The organism is Sphingobacterium prati (assembly GCF_013167215.1).
GTDB lineage: Bacteria > Bacteroidota > Bacteroidia > Sphingobacteriales > Sphingobacteriaceae > Sphingobacterium > Sphingobacterium prati.
This window is the reverse complement of record NZ_JABJWY010000038.1, coordinates 245,927-271,728: the sequence shown is the minus strand read 5'-3', so window position 1 is coordinate 271,728 and position 25,802 is coordinate 245,927. Positions and strand designations below refer to the sequence as shown.

Genomic DNA, 25,802 nt, shown 5'->3' with positions numbered 1-25,802 from the left:
GAAGCAAAAACACAACTCCAAGACTGCTGACTACCTCAAAACTGTTTTCTCTAATCCGAAAAATAAAATATTCATCAAAAAAAGGCGTTTACCGAATCGGTAAACGCCTTTTTTTGTTTATATAGCTTGTGTGATTTTGTTTAATTCGTTCTTAAGCTTTCTTCCACCAATTCTTCTACATATTTTCGGACAACTTCGTTTGAAAAACGGGTGGTCACATCAAAAGCAAAGGCATGTACGAGCAGGATACGCGCTGATTCTTCACCAATTCCGCGAGCTCTCAAATAAAACAAAGCCTCATTATCAAATTGACCTATCGTACATCCGTGTGAACATTTCACATCATCCGCAAAAATCTCGAGTTGAGGTTTGGTATAAACCGCTGAATTATCCGACATCAACATGTTATTATTCTGTTGGAAAGCATTGGTTTTTTGCGCGTCTTCGCGAACAAAGATTTTTCCGTTGAAAACAGCAGTAGATTTATCCTGTGTAATATTCTTATACCATTCGTAAGATTCACAATGTGGCTTAAGATGATCCACAACAGTATGATTGTCGACGAGTTGATCACCTGCCGTCAGGTTAATACCATACAGATGACTCTCTACGTTTTCCGCATCTAAACGTACATTAATATTATTGCGAATAAAAGAAGCTCCTGGAAAATTACAGTTATAGTTATTGTAAAGGCTATATTTCTCCTGGTATACTTCCGTATGGTTAAAGTATCGGCTTACTGATTCTGCCACTTGGAGATAGTAATGTTGAACTTTAGCATGCTCTTTTACTATAATTTCTGAAACTTTATTATGCACATTGCTTGCGCTACCATCTGCCGTGATAAAGCTTTCGATCAACTCAAGTTCAGCGTTGGGTTCAACAACAACCAAATTCCGTGTTTGCGCAAAAAAATCTTCTTTCCCTGTCGCTACGTGGATGATCTGTATCGGTTTGTCAAGTACAACACCTTTCTTTAAGTGGATAAATACACCATTTGTAAAAGCAGCTGTATTAAGCGCCACCATGATGTTATCGGATTTATCAGCGTATTGAGCAAAATGTGCCTGAAATGCAGGTTCAGCGACAGCGTCATCCATTGGAATAACAACAAGTCCCTTTACTTTTTCCAGCTCACTCACAGCCAATACATACTGGCCGTTAACCAGAATAATACGGTACGCATCCAAATTCGGGATCTCTCCCGCACTAAAATCCAAGCCCTCGATATCCACATCTACATCAAGCGCATAGGGCTTATTGATAATACTGTGAATGTTTGTATATTTCCATTCTTCATTCTTAACTGTGGGAAAGCCTGCTGCTTCGAAACGTTCGAATGCGTGTTGACGTGCCTCCGTAAAGAAGGCAGGTCCGTCTGAAACAGATTGCTCTTTAAAAGCTCCCAACACTTGTTGAAGTAATGATTCTGAAACTAATGTACTCATGTTATTTTTTAATCAAATCGCCAAAATTCTCTTCCACTCCTATTTTACCGGTGTAAAAGATTAAGCGTTTTGTGTATCATATTCTTTTAACCAATCGTATCCTTTTTCTTCTAGCTCTAAAGCCAATTCTTTAGGCCCTGATTTCACGATACGACCATTGTACAATACGTGAACAAAATCTGGAACGATATAATCCAACAGACGTTGGTAGTGAGTGATGACAATAAAGGCATTGTCTTTGGAGCGCAGCTGATTCACACCATTTGCAACTATACGAAGTGCATCGATATCCAAACCTGAATCTGTTTCATCCAAGATCGATAATTTAGGATTCAACATCGCCAGCTGAAAAATCTCGTTACGCTTTTTTTCACCACCGGAGAACCCTTCATTCAAAGAACGATTCGCTAAATTAGCCGAAAACTCAACCAGTTTTTGCTTATCCTTCACCATTTGTAAGAATTCTTTAGCTTCCATCGGAGGCAAACCTTTATATTCACGAATATCATTCACTGCTGTTTTCAGAAAATTAATATTCGATACTCCCGGGATTTCAACAGGATATTGGAACGCTAAGAACAGTCCCTCACGGGCACGATCTTCTGGAGAAAGATCCAATAAATCCACGCCATCCAAAAAAGCAGAACCTTCATTCACTTCATATGATTCGCGTCCAGCCAACACATTTCCTAAGGTACTTTTTCCAGCTCCATTAGGCCCCATAATGGCATGAATTTCCCCTGCTTTAACTTCCAGGTTTAATCCCTTTAATATTTGTTTGTCTTCTACAGACGCATGTAAATTTTTAATGCTTAACATTTTATTCGTATTGAGTATTGAGCAGTATGCTACCAATTTAGCGCGCTCAATTATTTTTATCTATCCTACTGAACCTTCTAAAGAAATAGCCAATAATTTCTGTGCTTCCACAGCAAATTCCATTGGCAACTGATTTAACACCTCTTTGGCGTAACCATTAACAATTAATCCAACCGCTTTCTCAGAATCAATACCACGTTGGTTTAAATAAAACACCTGATCTTCACCAATTTTCGATGTAGTCGCCTCGTGCTCCAATTTTGCTGTCTTATTGCGGTTTTCGATGTATGGAAATGTATGTGCACCACATCTATCACCGATCAATAAAGAATCACATTGGGTAAAGTTTCGGGAGTTATCAGCATTAGGGCCGATTTTCACTAATCCTCTGTAGCTGTTATGGCTTTTTCCCGCGGAAATTCCTTTTGAAACAATTTTGGATTTCGTATTCTTACCCAAATGGATCATCTTCGTTCCTGTATCAGCAACTTGGTAATTACGAGTCATCGCAACCGAGTAGAACTCGCCGACCGAATTATCCCCTTTTAGGATCACACCTGGATATTTCCAGGTAATTGCAGATCCGGTCTCTACTTGAGTCCAAGAGATCTTGCTGTTATCTCCTCTACAAATACCACGTTTGGTTACAAAGTTAAAAATACCACCTTTCCCATCTTTGTCACCAGGATACCAGTTCTGTACAGTTGAATATTTAATTTCTGCATCGCGCTCAGCAATCAATTCCACAACAGCTGCATGTAATTGATTCTCATCACGCATCGGCGCAGTACATCCCTCTAAGTACGACACATAAGCCCCTTCGTCCGCAACGATTAATGTACGTTCAAACTGACCCGTATTCTGAGCATTAATACGGAAATAAGTTGATAACTCCATTGGACATTTCACGCCCTTTGGAACATAAACAAATGATCCATCCGAAAACACAGCAGAGTTTAATGCAGCATAGATATTATCTGTTTGAGGAACTACTGTTCCCAAATATTTCTTCACTAAATCAGGGTGCTCTTGCACTGCTTCACCAAATGAACAGAAAATCACTCCTTGCTCCTTTAGCTTCTCACGAAAAGTTGTCTTTACTGATACGGAGTCAAAAACTGCATCAACAGCAACCACACCAGCCAATATCTTTTGTTCGTCCAAAGGTATACCCAGCTTTTCAAACGTAGCAATCAACTCAGGATCAACTTCATCCATGGAATTGACTTGTGGCTTTGCTTTAGGGGCAGCATAATAAGATAGATCCTGAAAATCAATCTCTGGAGCCCTGAAATTTTGCCAAGTAGGCATCTTTAACGTCAAGAAATGACGAAAAGCTTTCAATCTCCACTCCAATAACCATTCAGGCTCATTCTTTTTTGCCGAAATAAAACGAACCGTATCCTCTGTAAGGCCTTTGGCTGCGATTTCCATTTCGATATCTGTCGTGAACCCGTATTTATATTCTTCGAGCTCCAGCTCTTTTAATAAATCGTCGTCTTTAGTACTCATATTGCGCTCTCACGGTTTAACTAATTCGGGAGGGCTAGCCTCCACACCTATCGAACTGCAAAGTTACAATTTCAAAGCCAATAAAATACATTTTATGTATCCGTAAACAGGTATTTTTAATAAAAAAATGACATTTATCACCTCATTTCATTGAAATGCGCACATTTTAATTGATTATGACAGTCAAATGATTTTAAATCAATTAAAATTATAACATAAAGACCATATTATAGTCAAAATCTATTAATCATCAATAATTTTGTATTTTTTTAAATTTCCAAATATAATTTTGTATATTTACAAATACTATTGATTATTAAGACTTAAGATATGCCGTTTGCACCAGACAAAACAGATTTAAAAATTCTTAAACTACTACAAGAGAATGGTCGCATTACTAATTTGCAATTAGCATCAAGTATTGGACTCTCGCCGGCGCCGACTTTGGAACGCGTAAGGAAGCTTGAAAATTCGGGTTTCATCAAAAGTTACCATGCTTTTGTCGACGAAGAAAAATTGGGCCTAGGTATCAAATCCTTTATACAGATTTCATTGGATTTCCACACACACAACGCAATTCCTGAATTTGTCGCCGCAGTAAAAATGATTCCAGAGGTAACCGAATGTCATCACGTCACTGGCAATTGTGATTTCATTCTTAAGGTATACGTAAAAGATATAAAAGCCTACGAAGGCGTTATTATGGAAAAGATTGCCAAGATTCCGTTTGTAAAAACATTCCAAACGATGATGATCATGTCTACCAGCAAAAAGGAACCAATCATTCCCTTGGAATATTAAAGATACGTATGAAAACATCATCCTGATATCAAGGTCTTGTTATAATCCTTGCTTACCCGATCCTACCATCCATAGGGAAGAGGTGTGGATGATGTTTTGATTTGAACGATACGCACCTGCCGAACGTCTTTTAGACGTTTTTTTTTCGGCTGGTGGTAAATTAGTTAGGACAAACGCCAATCGATAGGGACCTTACCATGTTCCACTAAATATTTATTTGCCTTCGAAAAGTGTTTACTTCCAAAGAATCCGCGATAAACAGAAAGAGGAGAAGGATGTACCGATGTCAAAATAAGATGTTTACGTGCGTCAATTAATACACTCTTCTTTTGCGCATAACTTCCCCAGAGGAGAAAAACAACATGTTCACATTGCTCTGAAATAGCATGGATGATGCTATCCGTAAAAATTTCCCAGCCTCTTTTTTGGTGCGAGCCGGCCAAATGAGCCTGAACAGTCAATGTCGCATTGAGCAACAATACGCCCTGTTTGGCCCAAGCTGTTAAATCTCCCGATCGAGGCTCCACAAACCCTTCAATATCATCCTGAAGTTCCTTAAATATATTTTTTAGAGAAGGAGGTAAGGCAATACCCTCCGGCACAGAAAAAGACAGGCCATGCGCCTGACCGTCATTATGATAAGGATCCTGACCTAAAATAACAACTTTAACATTGTAAAGTGGTGTGAGTTTGAAAGCATTCATCACCAGATTAGCTGGAGGAAACACTTTCGCGCGTTGGCGCTCTTCTTGTACAAAGGAAGACAATTGTTTCATATAAGGCTGACTGAACAAAGGTTTCAGCACCGGGGCCCAAGAGTCATCATACAGTTTTTCCATAGATCAAACTTAGATAAAGTTGCATGCAATGACAAATTTTATTCACCTGTACGTATTCATATCGGCTTTAAAGCTGCGGCATCACCTATGGTTCAATAGCCTCTTTAACCATTAACATCAAAACGAAAAAATATAATTTTACAAAATAACCACTTGAACAAGTTGCTTAAACGACGAAATTAACGGATATTTGCAGAATTAAATTGAACACAAATATTTTTTAAACAAAGATTTATGTCAAATCTCGTTAGAATCATCATTTGCAGTGCATTGCTGATTGGGACAATTGCTTTATTTTGGACAGGAAATTGGGGATGGGGAATTCTAGGCATCTTGATCACAATCCTTGGCTTTGTCACTGTATTTTTCCATGAATACATGCTTATCGCGCAGTGGTATATGCGCAAACAAGATATGGCTACTGCCGAAAAATGGTTAAGAAAAATCACGAATTATGAAAAACAGTTAATTCCGCAACAACACGGTTATTACAATATGTTGATCGGATTGATTGAATCCCAACGTGCTCCAATGCAATCCGAAAAATATTTCAAAAAAGCATTGACACTCGGTCTTCATATGGATCACAACATCGCATTGGCAAAATTAAGCTTAGCCGGTGTAGCCATGGCAAAACGAAACAAACGTGAAGCGGAGAAACTACTTCAAGAAGCTAAAAAAGCAGATAAAAATAAGTTGCTGGCTGACCAGATAAAAATGATGAAAGATCAGATGGGCATGCTGGATAAACAACAAATCCGATATAATCGTTAGTTTCGGACTAAATATTATCGAGAGCTAAAAAAGAGCGCTGAACCCTAAAGGATTACAGCGCTCTTTTATTTCATATCATCTGTCCGCTATTTATCCAGTATGATAGGCACATCAAGGAATTTGCCTTCCTCTTCACTACTTTCAAAAACAAGCTTTACACTGATGGGTTTATCTGTTTTTTTCCAATCCTTCACAATAACTTGAATATCTATAGGCTTATCCTCCTCAAGCAAGTAATGCAAATAGTTCTGTTTATCCTCAAATCCAATCCGGACGTTGCCCATCTGAATCGACGAAAAGAAATGGGCTTGTTTCTTTTGATCAAAGATCTGTGTTGAGAACGTATTCATTTTGTATTCCCGGGGAGTTCTGCTATAAGATATTGCAAACAAATTAATAACAAGCTCGTTTGTTGCTTTATCTATATTATACCCTTTTACATCAAACTGAATATCATCAACCACCAGTAATGAATCCGCAGACTGAGCTTGAATGGCACCACCTGCCAAGCAAAGAAAAAGCAGAACAGTGGCATAACGGAAAAATTTAGTCATATATTATATCATCTAAAAAGCCACGTTAAGCGTGGCTTCTCTCTATTAAAAATCCTGTTAATAAAAATTATGCGCGCAAACGATCAGCTGAACGAATCAATTTCTCGTCCCGACGTACCCCTCCCAATGCTAGCGCACAAAAAATAATTGATATTGGTAGTAAAAAGAAGCCTACCCCAATATTTCCTGCGCCCAAGAACTGACCAACTGTAGCCAGATGTGTGCTTGCCGAAGAGTAAAGCCAAATTGCGAAAAAGATAACCGCCACAATCTCTACCCATATCAACAAAATCTGTATCTTACGTTGCTTGAATTTGAATATCGTAAAGATCGGGAGCAAGCCTAATAGCGCTGCCACGATAGTCTGAAGGATATAACCAAAACCACCTTCATGCACAGGCTGTCCGGCGGCAACACCATAGACCCCTGTCACCTTTACATTCTTTCCCAAACCTACTAAATCACTGTAATTTACATAAGGGAATAAAAATAAGCCGAATATAATTAATCCTGCCACGAGTAAATAAACAGTTTGGATACGTTGAATCATATTTTAATTTTTGTATATCAACAAATATAATAAGCTTTCTTTCTTTTTAGAAATCACAACAATCGAAAAGGCTATTTTGTTGCGACTTTTAAAAGATAATTATGTTCATCAATTCAGCATGGGCATGAATGTCTATCCTCGAGTATTGCTAAAAGCGACTGTATGGAGTTCTTTTCAGAAAGCATTATCTTTGCACAAATTTAAAAGATCATGTTATATATATATGGTGCAACTGCACATGCGAAAACAGCAGTGGATATTGCCGAAGATTTGGATATCGAGATAGGAGGGCTTATTGACAAGTCGTTGTTAATTGAGGATATATTTGACTATGAGGTCCAACTCCACCATCAGATTAAAGATGCAACAGAAAACTTCTTCATTGCCGTCAAAAACCCGGGACTACGTGAAAGGATAGTATCGGAAAATCCTGAATGGAATTTTCAATCCCTAATCCACCCTAAAGCCTATGTTTCCAAAAGAGCTGAAATTGGCGAGGGCTGTATTATTCTCCCTGGAGCAACAATAGCCCCAGATGTACAGATTGGCAATCATTGTATCATTTCAGGTTCGGCAGTCATTGAAAGCAACACAATCATTGAGGACTTTGTGAATGTTGGGCCAAATGTTTCCATTGGAGCCAATGTACTCGTAGGTAGAGGATCAGAAATCAAAGCGAATACACATATTCAAGACGAAGAAACCATCCCCAAAGAGAGTGTCATTTAGTGATTAAATTCCCGCAGAATGAAACTGTAGATCGTATAGCTTTTTATAGTAACCATCAAAAGACAAAAGTTCTTGGTGTGTTCCGATTTCCTTAATTTCACCTTTGTCCAAGACAATAATCTTGTCCGCCTTTTGAATGGTGGACAAGCGGTGGGCAATAACAATTGATGTCCTTCCCCGCATTAAATTATCGATCGCGCGCTGGATCATTTCCTCTGTTTCGGTATCAACGGAAGAAGTAGCCTCATCCAAGATCAGAATTCTCGGATCATGCACCAATGCCCGAATAAAAGAAATTAATTGTGCCTGGCCCGCTGACAGTGTTGCCCCTCTTTCTTTAACATCGTAGTCATATCCGCCTGGAAGTCGCATAATAAAATCATGCGCCCCTACTTCTTTGGCCGCTTCGATTACTTGCTCCCGAGAAATTGAAGGATCGCCCAAGGTGATATTATTGATGACAGTATCTGAAAAAAGAAATACGTCTTGCAACACCGTCGCTATGGTATTTCTCAAATAATCAAGATCGTAGTCACGAATATTTTCGTTATCCAACAAAATTTCACCTTTATTGATTTCATAAAACCGACTTAAAATATTAATCGTAGAGGATTTTCCCGCACCAGTAGCGCCGACCAAAGCCAATGTTTCGCCAGGCTGTACACTGAAATTCACATCTTTTAGTACCCAACTCTCATCGTTATAGGCAAACCACACGTGGTTGAATGTAATTTCCCCTTTAATATGTCCAGGTTTCAATGTACCTAAGTTTGGGGTCATCTCATCGGTATCTAGGACTTCAAAAATACGTTCAGCACTCACCATCCCCATTTGAAGGGTATTGAATTTATCGATCAGTTCACGGATAGGCCTAAAAATCATGTTGATATACATGATAAATGCAACGACTACACCTGGCGAGATCACGTCGCCCATAATCTGCTTGGCTCCAAACCACACTAACAAACCCAATGAAATCGCCATAATAATTTCTAAAACAGGAAAAAAGATAGAAAAGTACCAATTCGTACGGATATGAGCGTTTCGATGCTGCGCATTGATTTCTATAAATTTATCCATCTCCTGCTTTTCTCGTGCAAAATATTGGATAATACCGACCCCGGTGATATGCTCCTGCAAAAATGTATTCAAATTGGAGACCCATTTCCTGACATCTATAAAAGCAGCTTTCATCGCCTCTTTAAAAACATAGGTTGCAGCGATCATCAACGGCATAGGAATAAGTACGATTAAAGTCAATTTCCAATCGGAATAGAACATCACCCCCAATATCACGGCCAACTGCAGTAGATCACCAATAATCTGGATCAATCCTTCAGAAAAGATGTTGGAAAGTGTCTCTAGGTCGGATATCGTCCGTGTAATCAATTTCCCTAAGGCAGTACGATCAAAATATCTAAGACGTAACTGTACAATATGGTTAAATACCTGAATTCGAATATCCCGAATAACAGACTGTCCCAGCGTATTTGTCATCAGGGTATGATAATAACGAATCAAGGTCTGCACAATCACTAATGCCAACATTGCAATCAACATATACGATAACCCTGCCGTATCGAAATTTAAGATATAGCTATCTAAGGTATGCTGAATAAGCATCGGTAGCGCTGGGGCCACGGCTGCCAATAGTATTGTTAAAGCTACTGATATCCAAAATGCAGTATGATAAGGTCGCATATAGCGGCCCATTCTTCGTAACAAATTGACATCGTAGGTTTTACCTGTTATTTTATCTTGACTCACGTTAATATTTTATATATAAGGGTACGCTACTTCTGTTAAATATAATCCATGCGCAGGAACCGATACTCCTGCTTTGCTGCGGCTTTTGCTTTTGATAACTTCCCGCATAAAAGACGCTGGTTTCCCCTTCAGCCCGATCTCCAAAGATGTCCCTACTATAGCGCGCACCATATTGCGCAAAAAACGATCGGCGGTAACATGAAACACGAGCTTCTGCTCGTCGTACCATAACCATTCTGCTCTACGAATATCACAAATATTTGTAAATACTTGGGTATGGGACTTGCTAAAGCATTCAAAATCTTGCTTACCCAGCAAGAACTGAGCAGCCTCGTTCATTTTATCCACATCAGGGCGGTCGCGCATGAAACAAGAATAGGGATAGATGAACGGATCCTTATGGAAGTGAAGATGATACTCATAAGATCTATGGGTTGCATCGAATCGGGCATGCGCCGTATCTGCAACTTCGATCAAATTTTTAACCGCAACATCAAACGGAAGTAAGGCATTAAGTGAATGAATAAAACGGTCTGAATTTGCTAATATCCCTCTAGGGGCAGCATCAAAATGTACATACAACTGCTTCGCATGCACACCTGTATCCGTTCTTCCTGCTCCGGTGGTCTCGACAGGCTCCCGTAGCAAAGTTTCCAATGCTTTATTCAATACTTCCTGTACCGAAATAGCATTGTTTTGAATCTGCCAACCATGATAACCTTGTCCAAAATAGGCTATTTCCAAAAAAAAACGTCTTTTATCCATGATACGACACAAAGGTACATTTTTCCAAATGAGCTGCATTTTTTGGCAGGAGGTTTTTGCTCATTTTAGTCAATATTTAATCCTTACATGACAAAACTTTAGGTGCGTTTGGGTTTGATTCATACCTCAATAAGGAAATTAGCCTGTACGGACTTATCATCAATCGTTAAGTCGTATGATCAAATCTTGTTAAAGTCATATTTTTAAGTGCGCTCACTGTGAAAACATTGCACGAACATGCTGCGTAGAGACCAATTTAAAATCCAGTCCTTATAAAAAGGAAAAGTACCTATAATAGGTCTATCAGATTTTCAAAAGCCATGCCGCGTGATGCTTTTAACAATACAGTAGCCCCTACAATTGGATCTTCCAGTAGAGCGGCTTTCGCTTCTAAAGTATTTTCATAAAATTCAGCATCATCATTTCTATGTTCAAAGAATGCCTTGCCGACAAGAATCTTACGATCTACAAACATGCTTTTAACATTATCTACGATTTTTCTATGTTCTTCAAAGGATTCAGCGCCAAGCTCAAACATATCCCCAAGAATAACAGCCTTCTTCTCCGCTTCGATAATCCTAATATTATCCAGAGCAGCAGCCATACTCGTTGCATTCGCATTATAATAGTCACAGATCACTGTATTTTTTGCCGTATTCATGATTTGCGAGCGATTGTTTGTCGGCGTATAATTTTCAATACCCGAATTGATGGCTTGCGGAACAATGTTGAAATGTAATCCTACCGCGATGGCAGCCAAAAAGTTCTCCGTATTGTATGCCCCTGTTAGTTGCGTATCAATAATATAGGTATGCTGATCCTCCTTTCTCTTCCAGGAGATCTGTAATAATGGAGTCGCTTTCAACAATTTACCGATGATGTCATTATTCTCAGAAAACCCATATGTTACAATATCAGCTATTTGGCGGGTAGCAGCCATTTCCCTTAGATGCGCGTTATCCGCCTGCAAAAACAAGACTCCATGGTGATCTTGAAGCCAATCGTACAGTTCGCCTTTTGTTTTTTTAACGCCTTCAAAAGAACCAAAACCTTCCAGATGAGCTTTCCCAACATTGGAAATTAATCCGTGAGTTGGTTCAGCAATTGCGCACAAAAAGGCAATTTCTCGTAAATGGTTAGCACCCATTTCGATAATGGCAACTTCAATTGACGCATCGATAGCCAGTAATGTCAATGGAACACCAATATGGTTGTTGAGGTTCCCTCTTGTGGCATAGGTCTTATATTTCTGAGAGACAACTGAATATAATAATTCTTTTGTCGTTGTCTTTCCATTGGTCCCCGTCACACCGATTATCGGAATGTTTAATTGTTTCCGATGATAATTTGCTAGGTCCTGCAAAGCTTTAAGCACATCGTCAACTAAAATATATTGTTCGCTTTTTTTATAAATTTCCTCATCAATGACCACATACCTTGCACCGATCTCCAGCGCCTGTTCTGCAAATGTATTTCCATTGAAATTTGCCCCTTTCAAAGCAAAAAATATACTATCCTTCTCAATTTTACGTGTATCAGTTGTAATGCTTGGATACTTTTTATAAACCTGATATAAAGATTGGATGTCCATATTTAGAAATTTGATGAGCAAATATAACCATTCTGCCCGATTTCGAATAAATAGGCAGAAACATATCAAATAATTTAATTCACGCAAACGTCACCGATAACGTTTGCGCATTTATTTTAAAGGATTTTCTTTAACGAAGGTTTTAATATTGGTAATTTCATTGACCAATTTAACAGTTTGAAAATGCGGGCGATTATACTTTTTCTTTTTTCACTTCCTATTATGCTTTTTGCTTCAGCAGCGAAAAATTATGATTTTGTAGTAGCAAAAGATGGCTCTGGCGATTTTCAAACAATCCAAGAAGCGATCAATGCCGTCCCCGATTTCCGCAAAAACGAAACGACTATATATGTCAAAATCGGTCAGTATCAAGAGAAGATCATTATTCCGGCAAGTAAACAACATATTACATTGATTGGCGAGGATAAATTCAAAACGACGATTAGCTATAACGACTACGCACAAAAGAAAAATCGCTTTGGCGAAGAAATGGGCACTTCTGGTTCGGCAAGCTTCTATAGCTATGGCGAAGATTTCACAGCGATTAATCTTACGTTCGAGAACAGCTCAGGTCCTATAGGTCAAGCCGTATCCGCCTGGATTTGCGGAGATCGCAGCCTATTTATCCATTGTCGCTTTTTAGGGTTTCAAGATACCTTATATACCTATGGCAAGGGCGCAAGACAGCTCTATTATCAATGTTATATTGAAGGTACGGTAGATTATATATTCGGCTCTTCTACGGCTTGGTTTGAACGATGTGAATTACATTGCAAAAACAGTGGTTATATCACGGCAGCTTCTACTCCTGCTGATATTGACTATGGCTATATCTTTAATAATTGCAAGATCACCGGCAACCAAGATAGCAAAAGTTTTTATTTAGGACGTCCGTGGCGCCCTTATGCGAAAGTAATCTTTATGCACTGTCAACTCCCGGAATTTATTGAAGGCGCCGGTTGGCACAACTGGGGCAAGGAATCAAATGAAAAAACAGCCTTTTTCGCAGAATATAAAAACACAGGAGTAGGCTCCTTGTCACAAAATCGTGTCAAATGGTCCCATCAATTGACCGACACTACTGCTGATAACCTTGATTTACACCGTGTATTTAAGGATTGGACACCAAATCTATCACTTGATCGATAAATTATGGCCGGTAACGATTGCATAAGTTTTCCATCGAAATTAAGAACAAAGAATGTACAATTGCTTTTACAAATAACCGTTTTTAAACCAAAATGCAAAAAAATGAATTCGTTTAAAAAGCACTTTTCCCATACATTCAGGTTCGCTATTGGATTGTTTCTTGTACTACCACGGCTGTGTATGGCCCAAGAACCTACCCGTCCAACTATACAACAGGTAAGCTTTAAGAATGACACCTTAAATATCATCAGTTACGGAGCCAAAGGGGATGGTCAATTTCTCAATACAACTGCGATCAATAAAGCGCTCCGTACATGTAGTGAACAAGGGGGCGGCGTGGTATTGATCCCTGCGGGGCTTTGGCTTACTGGACCTATTGAAATGCAGAGCAATGTAAATCTGCATCTCAAACGCGACGCTGTTTTGCTCTTCACCAAAGATTTTAATCAATATAAATTAGTTGAATCAAACTGGGAAGGTGAGCCTGCCTGGCGCAATCAAAACCCGATATCAGGTAAAAATTTAAATAATATTGCTATTACAGGAAATGGTATCATTGACGGGAACGGTGATGCTTGGCGAATGGTCAAAAAAAGCAAATTAACAGCATCACAATGGAAAACCCTTGTTGCATCTGGCGGGGAGGTAGACAGCAACAATGATATCTGGTATCCATCCAAAAGTTCGCTGCAGGGGGCAAAAGAAAAAAAGGCGGGTGTAATCCGTCCAGGAACAACAATCGATGACTTTAAAGATGTTAAGGATTTTTTACGGCCCAATCTTTTAGTATTTACTAACTGCAAGAAAGTACTGCTCGAAGGCATAACCATACAAAATTCTCCAGCTTGGAATCTGCATCCGCTAATGTGTGAGGATCTGACCTTGCGCAAACTAACAGTTCGCAATCCATGGTATGGTCAGAATGGTGATGGCGTGGACGTGGAGTCCTGTAAGAATGTACTCATCGAAGACTGTACATTTGATGTAGGCGATGATGGGATATGTATCAAGTCAGGACGGGATAAAGCCGGACGGGAGCGTGCGATGCCAACTGAAAATGTCATTGTCCGTAATAATGTCGTTTATCATGCGCACGGAGGCTTTGTCATTGGAAGCGAAATGAGTGGCGGCGCACGTAATATTTGGGTAGAAAATTGTTCTTTTATAGGTACAGACATTGGCCTTCGATTTAAAACAACAAGAGGCCGCGGTGGAATTGTAGAGAACATCTACATCAACAATATCAATATGGTCAACATTCCAGGAGAAGCGATTCTCTTCGACATGTATTATGCAGCGGTAGATCCGGTCCCGATGGCCGGTGAGAAAAGAGCCGCCGTAAAAACCGTTACACTTCCAGTCACTGAAGAGACACCACAGTTTAGGAATTTTTATATTAAAAATATTATGGCAAAAGGAGCCTCAAAAGGCATCTTCTTCCGTGGCCTGCCTGAAATGCATATTCAGAATATTTGGATTGAAAATGCAACGCTGGAAGCCAACAAAGGGATCGAAATAATTGAAGCTTCTCATATAAATTTAAAAAACATCTCATTAAAGACGAAGGAAAGCAATCCTTTAATTTCAATAGAGAATGGTAGCAAAATAAATCTAGATAATATTCAAGCTTTGGATATACCCGATCTGTATATACAGATCGCCGGAGAAAAAAGCGCCGATATTCGTTTATCGAAATCCAATGCAAAAACGGCGAAAACAATCAGCCAATTTACGGCAGGAAGTACAAACAAATCCTTAACAATCAAAAATTAGGAACCTGATGAGAAAGCTATTTTTAATTCTTTTAAACCTTACAGCGCTTGTTCCATTTTCGGGATTTGGACAACAGAAACCCCTTTCCGAACAAATGGCCAATACTGTACTTGATCAACTCTATCCAGATTCTCTGTTTAATAGGACCGATAAGTTTCCAAAATGGTCTTATGACATGGGCGTTATTTTCGAAGGACTAACAGATGTGTGGCGCAATACCGCAGATGCAGATTATTTTAACTACATGCAATCGCGCATGGATGCCTATCTCAGTATTCCAGATTCTATCAAGAACTACAATGCTACTGATTTCAATATTGACAACATCAAAAATGGTACAGCACTCCTGACGCTTTATAAGGTAACAGGTAACGAAAAATATCTGAAAGCTTGCCATCAACTGTATGCTCAGCTTCAAAAACATCCACGAACAAATGAGGGTGGCTTCTGGCATAAGAAAATTTATCCTTACCAAATGTGGTTAGATGGCCTCTATATGGGGCAACCGTTTTATGCCGAATATGCTACTTTGATGAATATTCCAACAGCTTTTGATGATATTGCCAATCAGTTTAGCTACATGGAAAAAAATGCGCGCGACCCAAAAACGGGTCTTCTCTACCATGGTTGGGACGAATCAAGAAAAGAACGTTGGTCTGACCCAAAGACAGGGCTATCACCGCACTTTTGGGCAAGAGGTATGGGTTGGTATGCCATGGCACTTGTAGACGTACTGGATTATTTTCCCGAAGACCATCCACGTAGACAGGAATTAATTTCGATATTAAACAGAACGCTATCAGCAGTCATTAATTATCAGGATGCAAAAACTGGTGTCTGGTATGATATCGTGGATCTGGGAACAAGAAAAGGAAACTACCTAGAATCTTCCGCTTCAAGTATGTTTGTTTTTGCATTGGCCAAATCATTGCGTAAAGGCTATATCCCCGCCTCATTTCAAAAAAACCTGGATCGCGGATACAAAGGTCTTGTTAACGAGTTTATCTCTACTGCGGGCGAAAACCGTGTCAATCTTAATAAGACTGTACAAGTATCAGGCTTAGGAGGCAAAAAATACCGGGATGGAAGTTTTGACTATTATATGAGCGAACCCGTCATCACCAATGACCCCAAAGGAATTGGTGCCTTTATCTTAGCTGCCTCTGAGGTAGAATTTTTACAGGTACAAAAGGGTAAAAAAAGACGCACTGTTACCCTGGACAACTATTTCAATAATGAATACAAAAAGACCCCATCAGGTGCACTTCAACCTTATCATTACCTTTGGGATGGTTATGACAACAATGGATTCTCTTTATTAGGCCATATTTTTGAAAAAAATGGCGGTATATTAACAACCCTCCGTTCTGCCCCAACCAGTCAAAATCTGGCCAAGTCCAGTATCTACATCATCGTCGATCCGGATACAGAGAAAGAAACTGAACAACCCAATTTTATGAATGAAACCCATGCGCAACAAATTGCACAATGGGTCAAACAAGGCGGGGTTCTGGTTCTTTTCTTAAATGATAGTGGCAACTGCGAAATAGCCAAATTCAATACGCTTGCGAAAAAGTTCGGCATCACCTTCAATGAAGATAGCCGCAACCGAGTTAAAGGAAAAGAATTTCAAACGGGCGCAATCCAGATCCCAAAAGGCAATTCGATTTTTCCAAATACAGCTAAGATCTATGTAAAAGAAATCTCTACACTACAAGTAAATCCTCCCGCCCGATCGGTAATCAAGGACAAAGGAGACAACATCATCGCAACAGCCAGGTATGGAAAAGGAACGGTATTCGCAATAGGGGATCCTTGGTTATACAATGAGTATACAGATGGGCGAAAACTTCCAAAGGAGTATGAAAATTTTACTGCGGCAAATGATTTAGTGCAATGGTTATTCAAGCAAACTAATAAATAGGTCACATGAAAAAGATATATATTATAAACATCATTTTAGCCGGGCTGTATCACTCTTATTGTAATGCACAGCAATCGGTTTCAAAAGATACGTTGGCCGAAAAGATGTTAATATATCAATTATCCAATGGGGCATGGCCTAAACAGTTAACCGACCAAAGTGTTGTAAATTACCAACTCCCTTTGACCGAAGAGCTGAGGCAAAAAATTAGAAATACCGGCACAGACCACGCAACATTAGACAACAATGCGACAACACGAGAAATTAATAGCCTGATCCAAGCTTTTAATGCTACAAAAAATCGTGAGTATCTCATCGCAGCGGAGAAAGGAATTGACTATCTCTTAGCTGCACAGTATGATAACGGTGGTTTCCCTCAGTATTACCCGAACAAATCGCTTTATAGAGCTGAAATAACCTATAATGATAATGCGATGATCAACGCCTTGATTGTATTAGACAATATTGCCAAAGCCAGAAAGGGCTTTGAAGAGGTTGCTCCGCATTATAAAACGAAAGCGCAAAAAGCCGTATCCAAAGGTATATCTTGTATATTAAAAACACAGATTATCCAAAATGGGCAGCCTAGTATATGGGCGGCACAGTACAATGAGAAGAGTTTAACACCTGCCCAAGCGCGAAAGTTTGAACCGGCCTCTTTAAGTACAAGCGAATCCGTCGCGATCGTGCGTTTTCTCATGGCACAAGATGCTACTGCCGAAATCCAAAATGCTGTTATACATGCGATAGCCTGGTTTCAGCAAAATGATATCGAAGGTTATCGATTCGATCGGGCGCTAAATAATAAAACAGGAGCATACGAACGAAAACTTGTTACCGATAATCAATCGGTTATCTGGGCCCGTTTTTATGACCTCAAAGACAACAGACCATTATTCGGTGACCGTGATAATTCAATCAAGTATAATTTTGAAGAATTATCTGAGGAAAGAAAAAATGGATACGCCTGGTTTGGAAACTGGCCTGAAAAACTAATTCAAAAAGATTATCCAAAATGGAAGAAACAACATCAAATTCAATAATACAAAATAGCAATCAGATGCTGCTAACAAGAAATACATTACAAACGATTACCGCTGATCTTGTCAACAAACCGACAGCGGCCTCTTACCTATACCCTGAGAAAATACTTCAGTTCGGCACTGGAGTGTTACTTCGCGGGCTCCCGGATTATTTTGTTCATAAAGCAAATCAGCAAAACCTATTTCAGGGAAGAATTGTAGTTATCAAATCAACAAGTGCGGGTGCAACCGACGCATTTACCCAACAGGACAACCTGTACACCTTAGCTATTAAAGGATTAGAGGAGGGAAAGGAAATATCGAGTTACGAGATTAATAATAGTATATCACGTGTGCTGACAGCAAACCAGCAGTGGAAAGAGATCTTAAAAAGCGTAGAGAATCCTACGCTTGAGATTGTTTTCTCTAATACGACTGAAGTTGGTATCGTCATGAGCAATGACCTTATCGATGATAATCCTCCGGCTTCTTTCCCTGGAAAACTTTTAGCCCTATTATATCATCGGTTTGTTCATTTCAACGGCGATAAGGATAAGGGGTTGACAATTGTTCCGACCGAACTAATCTCCGATAATGGAAGTAAGCTCAAGAAAATTATATTCGATCTCGCCTTACATAATAAGCTGTCAACAGACTTTCAAGAATGGCTTGCTTCTGCTAATGATTTTTGCAATACTTTGGTTGATCGGATTGTTCCTGGAGCGCTTTCCCCAGCGGACTATACAAATACTACCGCATTGTTAGGTTATGAAGACCAATTGATGATTATGGCTGAGCCATTTCGCTTATGGGCCATTGAAACCACTTCTGAGCGCGTAAAACAACGGCTTTCATTTGCTGCTGCAGACTCAAACGTTCTATTGGTTCCTGCTATCGAAAAGTATAAAGAGATCAAACTTCGATTACTTAATGGAACACATACGTTAAGCTGCGCAATTGCGCTGTTGGCAGGATTTAAAACAGTAAAAGAGGCAATGCAAAATTCAGCATTCAATCAATTTGTTCGCCTTTTAATGAATGATGAGATTGGACCATCCATTCTAAGTCACACCATCTCTGCTACGGATATCAATAATTTCTCTTCAAAAGTGATCGATCGTTTCGCTAACCCCCATTTAGCGCATAAATGGGAAGCTATAGCCTTAAATTACAGTTCCAAAATGGCCATGCGAAATATCCCTCTTTTGGAGAAATGGTATTCCAAAACAACGGAAGCCCCAGCACTTTTTGCGCTAGGATTTGCCGCATATCTTTATTTTCTTAAATCAGATAAGACAAACGGACAGTATACCCGAACAATTAATGGGCACCCTATTGAGCTGCAAGATGATTCGGCTGCTTTCGTATTTGATGCTTGGCAAGCGCCTGAACATACCGTAGTAAAGGTCTTGTCAAACGCCGATCTATGGGGAAAAGATTTAACAAAATATCCTAATTTCAAAGAAGCTGTAGCCCAAAAATTAGAATTAATCATGCATGATGGAGCCATCAATGCCCTAAAAACGTTGGAGTATGAAAAGTAAAGTATTAAAGATTCACCCGAAAGATAATGTGTTGGTTGCCTTGCAAGACCTCAAAAAAGGCGATGCAATATCTTTTGAAGGCATACATTACATCTTACAGGAGGATATTCCAGCCAAGCACAAATTTTTTATGCAAGAAATGCACTTTGGCGACGAGATTTATATGTATGGCGTACTTGTGGGGAAAGCACAATTTGATATTCCACAGGGAAGTATCATGAATACTGACAACACGAAACATGCAGTTGAACCTTATCATTTTAGACCTTCGCATTATCATTGGGAAAAACCTGATATTTCACGATTTGAAGGCCGGACCTTTAATGGTTATGTGAGGGAAGATGGTCGAGTCGGTACAGCTAACTACTGGCTTTTCATCCCGACAGTATTCTGCGAGAACAGGAATTTAGATGTTATCAAAGAAGCACTTTATAATGAACTTGGCTACTCAGTTACCGGAAAATATAAGAGTTTCACGCATCAGTTATTGAAAGCGTACGAAAAGGGCGAAGCATTGGATATATCCTCATTGGAGAAATTAAATAATGTTTCTGATCAAGCGAATCGTACTTTTGAGCATGTTGATGGCATTAAGTTTTTAAATCATCAGGGAGGCTGCGGGGGCATCCGCCAGGACGCAGCGATATTAAGTAAATTATTGGCTGCGTATGCTGATCATCCCAATGTTGCGGGTGTTACTGTGCTAAGTCTAGGTTGCCAAAACCTACAGCTAAATGACCTAATTAACGATATCAAACTTCGTAACCCCAACTTTGATAAACCACTTTACCTCTTTGAACAACAGCAATCAAAGAGCGAGGAGCAATTGATTAAAGAGGCTATCTTGCAGACTTTCATTGGTTTGACCGAAATCAATAAATTTGCCAGACAACCCGTACCCTTAAGCAAATTGACTTTGGGCGTCAAATGTGGTGGCAGCGATGGATTTAGCGGAATATCTGCTAATCCTGCGGTTGGTTATACGGCAGACCTTTTGGTCGCATTGGGGGGCAAGGTTCTCCTAGCGGAATTTCCAGAACTATGTGGAGCGGAACAGAATTTAATAGACCGTACCCTGGATCCAAAGGCTGCCAACAAATTTATTGATCTAATGACAGCATATAGCAATGCCGCAGAAGCTGTGGGATCTGGATTTTATATGAATCCATCGCCTGGAAATATCCGCGACGGACTCATTACAGACGCAATCAAAAGCAATGGAGCCGCAAAAAAAGGAGGTACATCACCAGTTATAGATGTCTTGGATTATACCGAGGAAGCAACAAAAGCAGGTCTCAACCTCGTTTGTACACCAGGCAATGATGTCGAAGCCACCACAGGGAAAGCCGCGGCCGGCGCTACCTTAATTTTATTCACAACTGGACTGGGAACGCCTACCGGAAACCCAATATGCCCAGTTATAAAAGTTGCTACAAATAATGTTTTAGCAAACAAAATGGCCGACATTATCGATATCAACACAGGTCCCATTATCGACGGAGATAAATCTATCCAAGAAATGGGTGAAGATATATTAGAGTATTGTATCAAAGCAGCCAGTGGCGAAATAACCCCCAAGGCTGTTCAACTAAACCAAGATGACTTCATACCATGGAAAAGGGGTGTGAGTTTATAAATAGTATATAGTATGAAAGCTTTTTTAGACGACAATTTTTTATTGAACACAGAAACAGCAGTAGCGCTGTACCACAATTATTCCAAACATCTGCCCATTATTGATTATCATAATCACTTGATCCCTGAGCAGATCGCAAACAACGCCAAGTTTGAAAATATCAGTCAGGTCTGGCTTTATGGTGATCATTACAAATGGCGGGCAATGCGCACCAACGGCATCAATGAACGATATATCACAGGCAATGCTTCAGATGAAGAAAAATTCATTAAATGGGCTGAAACAGTTCCCTATACATTACGTAATCCATTACATCACTGGACTCATCTGGAATTGCAAAGATACTTCGGTATAACAGATTTGCTATCTCCAAAAACTGCATCGAAAATATATGCTGACGCAAGCGCTCAGCTGCAACAGGATACACATTCAGTACGCGGGTTGTTAAAAATGATGAATGTCGAGGTCGTTTGTACAACTGATGACCCTATTGATAGCTTAGAATTTCATCAGCAATTTGCAAAGGAAAATGAATCGTTCAAGATGCTTCCGGCATTTCGTCCGGATAAAGCCATGAACTCCGATGATATACCAGCACTGAATCAATATATTGACAAGCTAGAGGAGGTCAGCAATAGCCACATTGGTAATTTGGGAGACTACCTGACAGCATTGAAAGCTAGGCATGACTTTTTCGCTGCCAATGGCTGTAAGGTATCCGATCACGGTCTGGAGCAAATCTATGCGGAGGATTATACCGAACAGGAAATCACAGCTATATTTGACAAAATTCGAAGCAAGAAAGAAATATCTTCTGCTGAAAATATAAAGTTCAAATCAGCCATGTTAGTTTATTTCGCAGAATGGGATCACGAAAAAGGCTGGGTACAACAATATCATTTGGGCGCCCTACGCAATAATAATGCGCGTATGCATCGTTTGATCGGTCCGGATACAGGTTGGGATTCGATCGGAGATTTTAGCCAGGCGCGCGCATTGTCAAAATTTTTAAATAAATTAGACAATCAAGATAAGCTAACCAAGACAATCTTGTATAATCTCAATCCAGCAGATAATGAGCTTATTGCTACAATGATCGGGAATTTCAATGACGGTTCTATAAAGGGAAAAATTCAGTTTGGCTCCGCTTGGTGGTTTTTAGACCAAAAAGATGGAATGACAAAACAGATCAATACACTATCAAATATGGGTTTATTAAGCCGTCTTGTAGGTATGTTGACCGATTCGAGAAGTTTTCTTTCTTTTCCGAGACATGAATATTTTAGAAGGTTGCTATGTGACATTTTTGGACAAGACATTGAGAAAGGTGAAATACCAAACGATATCGAATGGGTGGGAAAAATCATACAGGATATCAGCTATAATAATGCAAAAGAATACTTTGAATTTTAATACATATGCAGGGTAAAGTTTTAAGCTTTGGAGAATTGTTGTTGCGGATCTGTCCCGACATCGAACAGGATTGGATTGAACAGCATCAATTACCCTTCTATATCGGTGGGGCAGAATTAAATGTGGCCACCGCCTTGGCGCTGTGGAATGTACCTTCATCTTATTTATCTGCCATTCCACAAAACGCCATTTGCGAGGGCATCGATCATTATCTACAGCGTAGGAATATTGATACGTCTGCTATGCGATGGACAGGCGATCGTTTGGGGATCTATTATCTTCCTAAAGGAAAAGACCTTAAAAATGCAGGCGTGATCTATGATCGTGCCAATTCCGCATTTGCAAGCCTTAAGGTAGGCAGTATAGACTGGGATGAGGCGTTTTTGGACGTCAAATGGTTTCATTTTTCTGCCATCTGCCCCGCAATTAGCCAGGATATAGCAAATATCTGCCTAGAAGCAGTAAAAAAGGCGCAGGAAAAGAGCATTTTCGTATCCTTGGATCTTAACTACCGCTCCAAGCTCTGGAAATATGGCAAGGCCCCAAAAGAGATCATGCCCGAAATTGCCAAACACTGCAATTTAATCATGGGTAATATCTGGGCAGCACATCAAATGCTGGGCACACAGTTGGATGAACGCTTTCTAACTCATTCTTCTGGATATAAAGAAGAAGATCTACAGGTGCAGGCAGATCAAACAAGTCGAGAAATCATCGCCACCAATCCGCTTTGCCAATATGTCGCCAATACATTCCGTTTTGACCATCAAGACAAAGGGATAAAGTATTACACCACCTTATTCGATAAAGATAGTTTGATCAAATCAACGGAATACGTTGCCGAAGAAATTTTGGATAAAGTAGGCAGTGGTGATTGCTTTATGGCGGGACTGATTTATGGCTTATACTCCAACCTACCGCCAAAGGAAACCTTAGAATTTGCAACACTCGCTGCTTTTGACAAACTATTTATTGCCAGCGATGCCACCACAAGCACAGTGGAAGATATAAAAAAAAGAATGATAGCATGAATTTGAAAGAGATAGTACTAGAGAAAATCATTGAACAGGGGACACTTCCTCTTTTCTTCCATCACGATAAGGAAGAAAGTATCGACATTTTGCGGACATTGTACCGTGCAGGTATACGTGTCTTTGAGTTTACCAATCGAGGGCCTGAAGCACTTGATGTATTTGAGCGTTTGGTAGCTGTTAAAAATCTTGAAATGCCAGACCTTTACCTGGGTATTGGCACAATTAAATCTGTCGAGGAGGCTCAACAATTTCTACAAGTAGGTGCAGACTTTATCGTCTCACCCTTGGTGAACCCGTTGGTCGGATCTTTAGTGCACGAACAGCACAAGCTATGGATTCCGGGTTGCATGACGCCTACAGAAATATATGCGGCACAACAACAGCAGGCTGCACTTATTAAATTGTTCCCGGCAAATATCCTTGGCCCAGCTTTTATGTCTTCTATACGCGAGCTTTTTAAAGGTCAGAAATTTATGCCTACCGGGGGTGTAGAAATCGAGATGGAAAATTTAAAAGCCTGGTTCAAATCTGGGGTATGTGCCGTGGGGATGGGCAGCAAACTTATTGACCCAAAAGATACAAGCAATTTATTTGAGAACACCAAAAAGGCACTTGAATTTGTCTCGAAAGCACGATAAATAATAAATAAACTATAAAACCCATTATGATGAATACGGAGAAAAAGGGTAATTACCGTTGGGTAATATGCTCCCTGCTATTTTTTGCTACTACGATAAACTATCTGGACCGCCAAGTGTTGTCATTGACCTGGAAAGATTTCATCAGTCCAGAATTTCATTGGACTAATACAGACTACGGCAATATCACGGCCTTGTTTTCCATTTTTTATGCCGTCAGCATGCTCTTTGCAGGACGCTTTGTGGATTGGATGGACACAAAAAAAGGATTTCTGTGGGCGATAGGAATTTGGTCCATTGGAGCCATATTACATGCATTTTGTGGTATAGCGACTTCAGGGATCGTGGCCGGCGAATGGTTTGTTGGATTTGAAGGAGCAAAAGAAGCTATTTCTCATGTCAACAACGTGGGTTTGGTAATCAGTGTCAGTGTCAACTTATTTATATTTGCGCGGTTTGTACTAGCTGTAGGTGAAGCGGGCAATTTTCCGGCAGCAATCAAAGCTACAGCAGAATATTTCCCAAAGAAAGACCGCGCATTGTCTACTAGTATTTTCAATTCGGGCGCGACAATAGGCGCTTTGGCTGCACCGTTGAGTATTCCCGTTATCGCTGCTCACTGGGGCTGGGAAATGTCGTTTATCATTATCGGAGCTTTGGGCTTTGTCTGGATGGGATTTTGGATCTTTCTCTATAAAAAGCCGCACGAAAACCCAAAAGTAAATGCTGCGGAATTGGCCTATATCAACCAAGATGACCACGAAGAGGAGCAGGCACATAGCGGAGATACAAAACTGCCAAGAACAACTATTTCAGAATGTTTGAAGTACAAACAAACCTGGGCATTTGTCTTTGGTAAATTTATGACAGATGGTGTTTGGTGGTTTTTCTTGTTCTGGATGCCCGCCTACCTTTCCGCAGTATATAATATAAAATCATCAGATACCGAAGGACAGTTGGCTATTTTTGTACTCTATGCGATCACTATGCTTTCCATATATGGCGGTTGGCTACCCACTTATTTTGTAGAAAAAAAAGGTATGAATGCCTATGAAGGACGCATGAAAGCCATGCTGCTATTTGCTTTTGTGCCCCTTGTGGTGCTGTTTGCCCAACCGTTGGGACACATCTCCTACTGGATTCCTGTTATCTTAATTGGTTTTGCCGGGGCAGCGCACCAATCTTGGTCAGCAAACATCTTCTCAACAATTGGTGATTCTTTTCCAAAACGTTCCATAGCAACTGTTACAGGAATCGGTGGGCTTGCCGGCGGTGTCGGCGCATTTATTATCAATAAAACTTCGGGTTTATTGTTTGATTATGCAAAAGAAACTCAGATGACTTTTATGGGATTTAAAGGGGAGGAAGCGGGATATTTTATTATCTTTTCTTTTTGCGCCATAGCCTACTTAATTGCATGGGTTGTAATGAAAAGCTTAGTACCTAAACTTATTTTAATAAAAAATTAACAAATATTGCGAAATTTATATTATATTAGCAATATCTTTATAAATATCAAT

General features: G+C 39.8%; 22 protein-coding genes. 13 read left to right on the top strand and 9 right to left on the bottom strand.

What is annotated here, in order from left to right; translation table 11 throughout:
* Positions 1–140: 140 nt before the first annotated feature.
* Genes sufD through sufB form a run of 3 tightly spaced genes read right to left on the bottom strand, consistent with a single transcriptional unit; the run spans position 141 to position 3,779 of the window.
* A complete protein-coding gene (sufD, locus tag HPC41_RS20650; protein ID WP_172395991.1) occupies positions 141–1,448 on the bottom strand; it encodes a Fe-S cluster assembly protein SufD in 1,308 nt (435 codons plus the stop codon).
* Positions 1,449–1,508: 60 nt separating this feature from the next.
* Positions 1,509–2,267 (bottom strand): Fe-S cluster assembly ATPase SufC, encoded by a 759-nt coding sequence (gene sufC, locus HPC41_RS20645; RefSeq protein WP_108635099.1) that lies wholly within the window; start codon positions 2,265–2,267, stop codon positions 1,509–1,511.
* A 60-nt stretch (positions 2,268–2,327) separates the two neighbouring features.
* Complete coding sequence (gene sufB / locus HPC41_RS20640) at positions 2,328–3,779, bottom strand: Fe-S cluster assembly protein SufB (protein ID WP_172395990.1); 1,452 nt, start codon at positions 3,777–3,779, stop codon at positions 2,328–2,330.
* A 330-nt stretch (positions 3,780–4,109) separates the two neighbouring features.
* Here sufB and HPC41_RS20635 point away from each other — a divergent pair, with 330 nt between their 5' ends.
* Positions 4,110–4,580, top strand: coding sequence for an Lrp/AsnC family transcriptional regulator (locus HPC41_RS20635; RefSeq protein WP_028071042.1), 471 nt, complete (start codon positions 4,110–4,112; stop codon positions 4,578–4,580).
* 164 nt (positions 4,581–4,744) lie between these two features.
* Here the strand turns inward: HPC41_RS20635 and ung are convergent, their stop codons facing one another.
* On the bottom strand, positions 4,745–5,419 hold the full coding sequence (gene ung / locus HPC41_RS20630; protein WP_172395989.1) for a uracil-DNA glycosylase: 675 nt from the start codon (positions 5,417–5,419) through the stop codon (positions 4,745–4,747).
* A gap of 234 nt (positions 5,420–5,653) precedes the next feature.
* Between ung and HPC41_RS20625 the strand changes: the two genes are divergently transcribed.
* On the top strand, positions 5,654–6,193 hold the full coding sequence (locus tag HPC41_RS20625; protein ID WP_172395988.1) for a tetratricopeptide repeat protein: 540 nt from the start codon (positions 5,654–5,656) through the stop codon (positions 6,191–6,193).
* A gap of 86 nt (positions 6,194–6,279) precedes the next feature.
* Here the strand turns inward: HPC41_RS20625 and HPC41_RS20620 are convergent, their stop codons facing one another.
* The gene (locus HPC41_RS20620; protein WP_172395987.1) at positions 6,280–6,747 is read right to left on the bottom strand and encodes a hypothetical protein; all 468 of its coding nucleotides are present in this window, start codon (positions 6,745–6,747) and stop codon (positions 6,280–6,282) included.
* 67 nt (positions 6,748–6,814) lie between these two features.
* The gene (locus HPC41_RS20615; protein WP_172395986.1) at positions 6,815–7,297 is read right to left on the bottom strand and encodes a DUF4293 domain-containing protein; all 483 of its coding nucleotides are present in this window, start codon (positions 7,295–7,297) and stop codon (positions 6,815–6,817) included.
* Between the two features lie 210 nt (positions 7,298–7,507).
* Between HPC41_RS20615 and HPC41_RS20610 the strand changes: the two genes are divergently transcribed.
* Entirely contained in the window at positions 7,508–8,026 is a 519-nt protein-coding gene (locus HPC41_RS20610; RefSeq protein WP_172395985.1) for a PglD-related sugar-binding protein, read from the top strand.
* Between the two features lie 3 nt (positions 8,027–8,029).
* Here HPC41_RS20610 and HPC41_RS20605 read toward each other — a convergent pair whose 3' ends face one another.
* From HPC41_RS20605 to HPC41_RS20595, 3 genes are all read right to left on the bottom strand, one after another.
* Positions 8,030–9,793: an ABC transporter ATP-binding protein gene (locus tag HPC41_RS20605; RefSeq protein ID WP_172395984.1), complete on the bottom strand. Its 1,764-nt coding sequence runs from the start codon at positions 9,791–9,793 to the stop codon at positions 8,030–8,032.
* 9 nt (positions 9,794–9,802) lie between these two features.
* On the bottom strand, positions 9,803–10,597 hold the full coding sequence (gene truA / locus HPC41_RS20600) for a tRNA pseudouridine(38-40) synthase TruA (RefSeq protein ID WP_246250935.1): 795 nt from the start codon (positions 10,595–10,597) through the stop codon (positions 9,803–9,805).
* 250 nt (positions 10,598–10,847) lie between these two features.
* Positions 10,848–12,149 carry a UDP-N-acetylmuramoyl-tripeptide--D-alanyl-D-alanine ligase gene (locus HPC41_RS20595; protein ID WP_172395983.1) on the bottom strand — a complete coding sequence of 434 codons (1,302 nt, stop codon included), beginning with the start codon at positions 12,147–12,149 and terminating at the stop codon, positions 10,848–10,850.
* 183 nt (positions 12,150–12,332) lie between these two features.
* On the opposite strand from HPC41_RS20595, the gene HPC41_RS20590 reads away from it, so the two are divergent.
* From HPC41_RS20590 to HPC41_RS20545, 10 genes are all read left to right on the top strand, one after another.
* A complete protein-coding gene (locus HPC41_RS20590; RefSeq protein WP_172395982.1) occupies positions 12,333–13,298 on the top strand; it encodes a pectinesterase family protein in 966 nt (321 codons plus the stop codon).
* Positions 13,299–13,400: 102 nt separating this feature from the next.
* The gene (locus HPC41_RS20585; RefSeq protein WP_172395981.1) at positions 13,401–15,071 is read left to right on the top strand and encodes a glycoside hydrolase family 28 protein; all 1,671 of its coding nucleotides are present in this window, start codon (positions 13,401–13,403) and stop codon (positions 15,069–15,071) included.
* A gap of 7 nt (positions 15,072–15,078) precedes the next feature.
* Positions 15,079–16,995 carry a glycoside hydrolase family 88 protein gene (locus tag HPC41_RS20580; protein ID WP_172395980.1) on the top strand — a complete coding sequence of 639 codons (1,917 nt, stop codon included), beginning with the start codon at positions 15,079–15,081 and terminating at the stop codon, positions 16,993–16,995.
* Between the two features lie 5 nt (positions 16,996–17,000).
* Positions 17,001–18,038 carry a pectate lyase gene (gene pelA, locus HPC41_RS20575; RefSeq protein WP_172395979.1) on the top strand — a complete coding sequence of 346 codons (1,038 nt, stop codon included), beginning with the start codon at positions 17,001–17,003 and terminating at the stop codon, positions 18,036–18,038.
* On the top strand, positions 18,011–19,561 hold the full coding sequence (locus HPC41_RS20570; RefSeq protein ID WP_246250933.1) for a tagaturonate reductase: 1,551 nt from the start codon (positions 18,011–18,013) through the stop codon (positions 19,559–19,561). The genes pelA and HPC41_RS20570 overlap by 28 nt, the downstream gene beginning before the upstream one ends.
* Positions 19,551–21,197: a UxaA family hydrolase gene (locus tag HPC41_RS20565; protein WP_172395978.1), complete on the top strand. Its 1,647-nt coding sequence runs from the start codon at positions 19,551–19,553 to the stop codon at positions 21,195–21,197. Before HPC41_RS20570 ends, HPC41_RS20565 begins: the two co-directional genes overlap by 11 nt.
* Positions 21,198–21,209: 12 nt before the next feature.
* Positions 21,210–22,610 (top strand): glucuronate isomerase, encoded by a 1,401-nt coding sequence (gene uxaC / locus HPC41_RS20560; RefSeq protein WP_172395977.1) that lies wholly within the window; start codon positions 21,210–21,212, stop codon positions 22,608–22,610.
* Positions 22,611–22,615: 5 nt separating this feature from the next.
* A complete protein-coding gene (locus tag HPC41_RS20555; RefSeq protein ID WP_172395976.1) occupies positions 22,616–23,641 on the top strand; it encodes a sugar kinase in 1,026 nt (341 codons plus the stop codon).
* Positions 23,638–24,282: a beta/alpha barrel domain-containing protein gene (locus HPC41_RS20550; RefSeq protein ID WP_172395975.1), complete on the top strand. Its 645-nt coding sequence runs from the start codon at positions 23,638–23,640 to the stop codon at positions 24,280–24,282. Before HPC41_RS20555 ends, HPC41_RS20550 begins: the two co-directional genes overlap by 4 nt.
* Positions 24,283–24,311: 29 nt before the next feature.
* Complete coding sequence (locus HPC41_RS20545) at positions 24,312–25,751, top strand: MFS transporter (RefSeq protein ID WP_172396451.1); 1,440 nt, start codon at positions 24,312–24,314, stop codon at positions 25,749–25,751.
* Positions 25,752–25,802: the final 51 nt, after the last annotated feature.

What these genes read in the sequence shown, in the direction of transcription:
- sufD (WP_172395991.1), bottom strand. Translation starts at nt 1,448, where the DNA reads ATGAGTACATTAGTTTCAGAATCATTACTTCAACAAGTGTTGGGAGCT.
- sufC (WP_108635099.1), bottom strand. Translation starts at nt 2,267, where the DNA reads ATGTTAAGCATTAAAAATTTACATGCGTCTGTAGAAGACAAACAAATA.
- sufB (WP_172395990.1), bottom strand. Translation starts at nt 3,779, where the DNA reads ATGAGTACTAAAGACGACGATTTATTAAAAGAGCTGGAGCTCGAAGAA.
- HPC41_RS20635 (WP_028071042.1), top strand. Translation starts at nt 4,110, where the DNA reads ATGCCGTTTGCACCAGACAAAACAGATTTAAAAATTCTTAAACTACTA.
- ung (WP_172395989.1), bottom strand. Translation starts at nt 5,419, where the DNA reads ATGGAAAAACTGTATGATGACTCTTGGGCCCCGGTGCTGAAACCTTTG.
- HPC41_RS20625 (WP_172395988.1), top strand. Translation starts at nt 5,654, where the DNA reads ATGTCAAATCTCGTTAGAATCATCATTTGCAGTGCATTGCTGATTGGG.
- HPC41_RS20620 (WP_172395987.1), bottom strand. Translation starts at nt 6,747, where the DNA reads ATGACTAAATTTTTCCGTTATGCCACTGTTCTGCTTTTTCTTTGCTTG.
- HPC41_RS20615 (WP_172395986.1), bottom strand. Translation starts at nt 7,297, where the DNA reads ATGATTCAACGTATCCAAACTGTTTATTTACTCGTGGCAGGATTAATT.
- HPC41_RS20610 (WP_172395985.1), top strand. Translation starts at nt 7,508, where the DNA reads ATGTTATATATATATGGTGCAACTGCACATGCGAAAACAGCAGTGGAT.
- truA (WP_246250935.1), bottom strand. Translation starts at nt 10,597, where the DNA reads ATGCAGCTCATTTGGAAAAATGTACCTTTGTGTCGTATCATGGATAAA.
- HPC41_RS20595 (WP_172395983.1), bottom strand. Translation starts at nt 12,149, where the DNA reads ATGGACATCCAATCTTTATATCAGGTTTATAAAAAGTATCCAAGCATT.
- HPC41_RS20590 (WP_172395982.1), top strand. Translation starts at nt 12,333, where the DNA reads ATGCGGGCGATTATACTTTTTCTTTTTTCACTTCCTATTATGCTTTTT.
- HPC41_RS20585 (WP_172395981.1), top strand. Translation starts at nt 13,401, where the DNA reads ATGAATTCGTTTAAAAAGCACTTTTCCCATACATTCAGGTTCGCTATT.
- HPC41_RS20580 (WP_172395980.1), top strand. Translation starts at nt 15,079, where the DNA reads ATGAGAAAGCTATTTTTAATTCTTTTAAACCTTACAGCGCTTGTTCCA.
- pelA (WP_172395979.1), top strand. Translation starts at nt 17,001, where the DNA reads ATGAAAAAGATATATATTATAAACATCATTTTAGCCGGGCTGTATCAC.
- HPC41_RS20570 (WP_246250933.1), top strand. Translation starts at nt 18,011, where the DNA reads ATGGAAGAAACAACATCAAATTCAATAATACAAAATAGCAATCAGATG.
- HPC41_RS20565 (WP_172395978.1), top strand. Translation starts at nt 19,551, where the DNA reads ATGAAAAGTAAAGTATTAAAGATTCACCCGAAAGATAATGTGTTGGTT.
- uxaC (WP_172395977.1), top strand. Translation starts at nt 21,210, where the DNA reads ATGAAAGCTTTTTTAGACGACAATTTTTTATTGAACACAGAAACAGCA.
- HPC41_RS20555 (WP_172395976.1), top strand. Translation starts at nt 22,616, where the DNA reads ATGCAGGGTAAAGTTTTAAGCTTTGGAGAATTGTTGTTGCGGATCTGT.
- HPC41_RS20550 (WP_172395975.1), top strand. Translation starts at nt 23,638, where the DNA reads ATGAATTTGAAAGAGATAGTACTAGAGAAAATCATTGAACAGGGGACA.
- HPC41_RS20545 (WP_172396451.1), top strand. Translation starts at nt 24,312, where the DNA reads ATGAATACGGAGAAAAAGGGTAATTACCGTTGGGTAATATGCTCCCTG.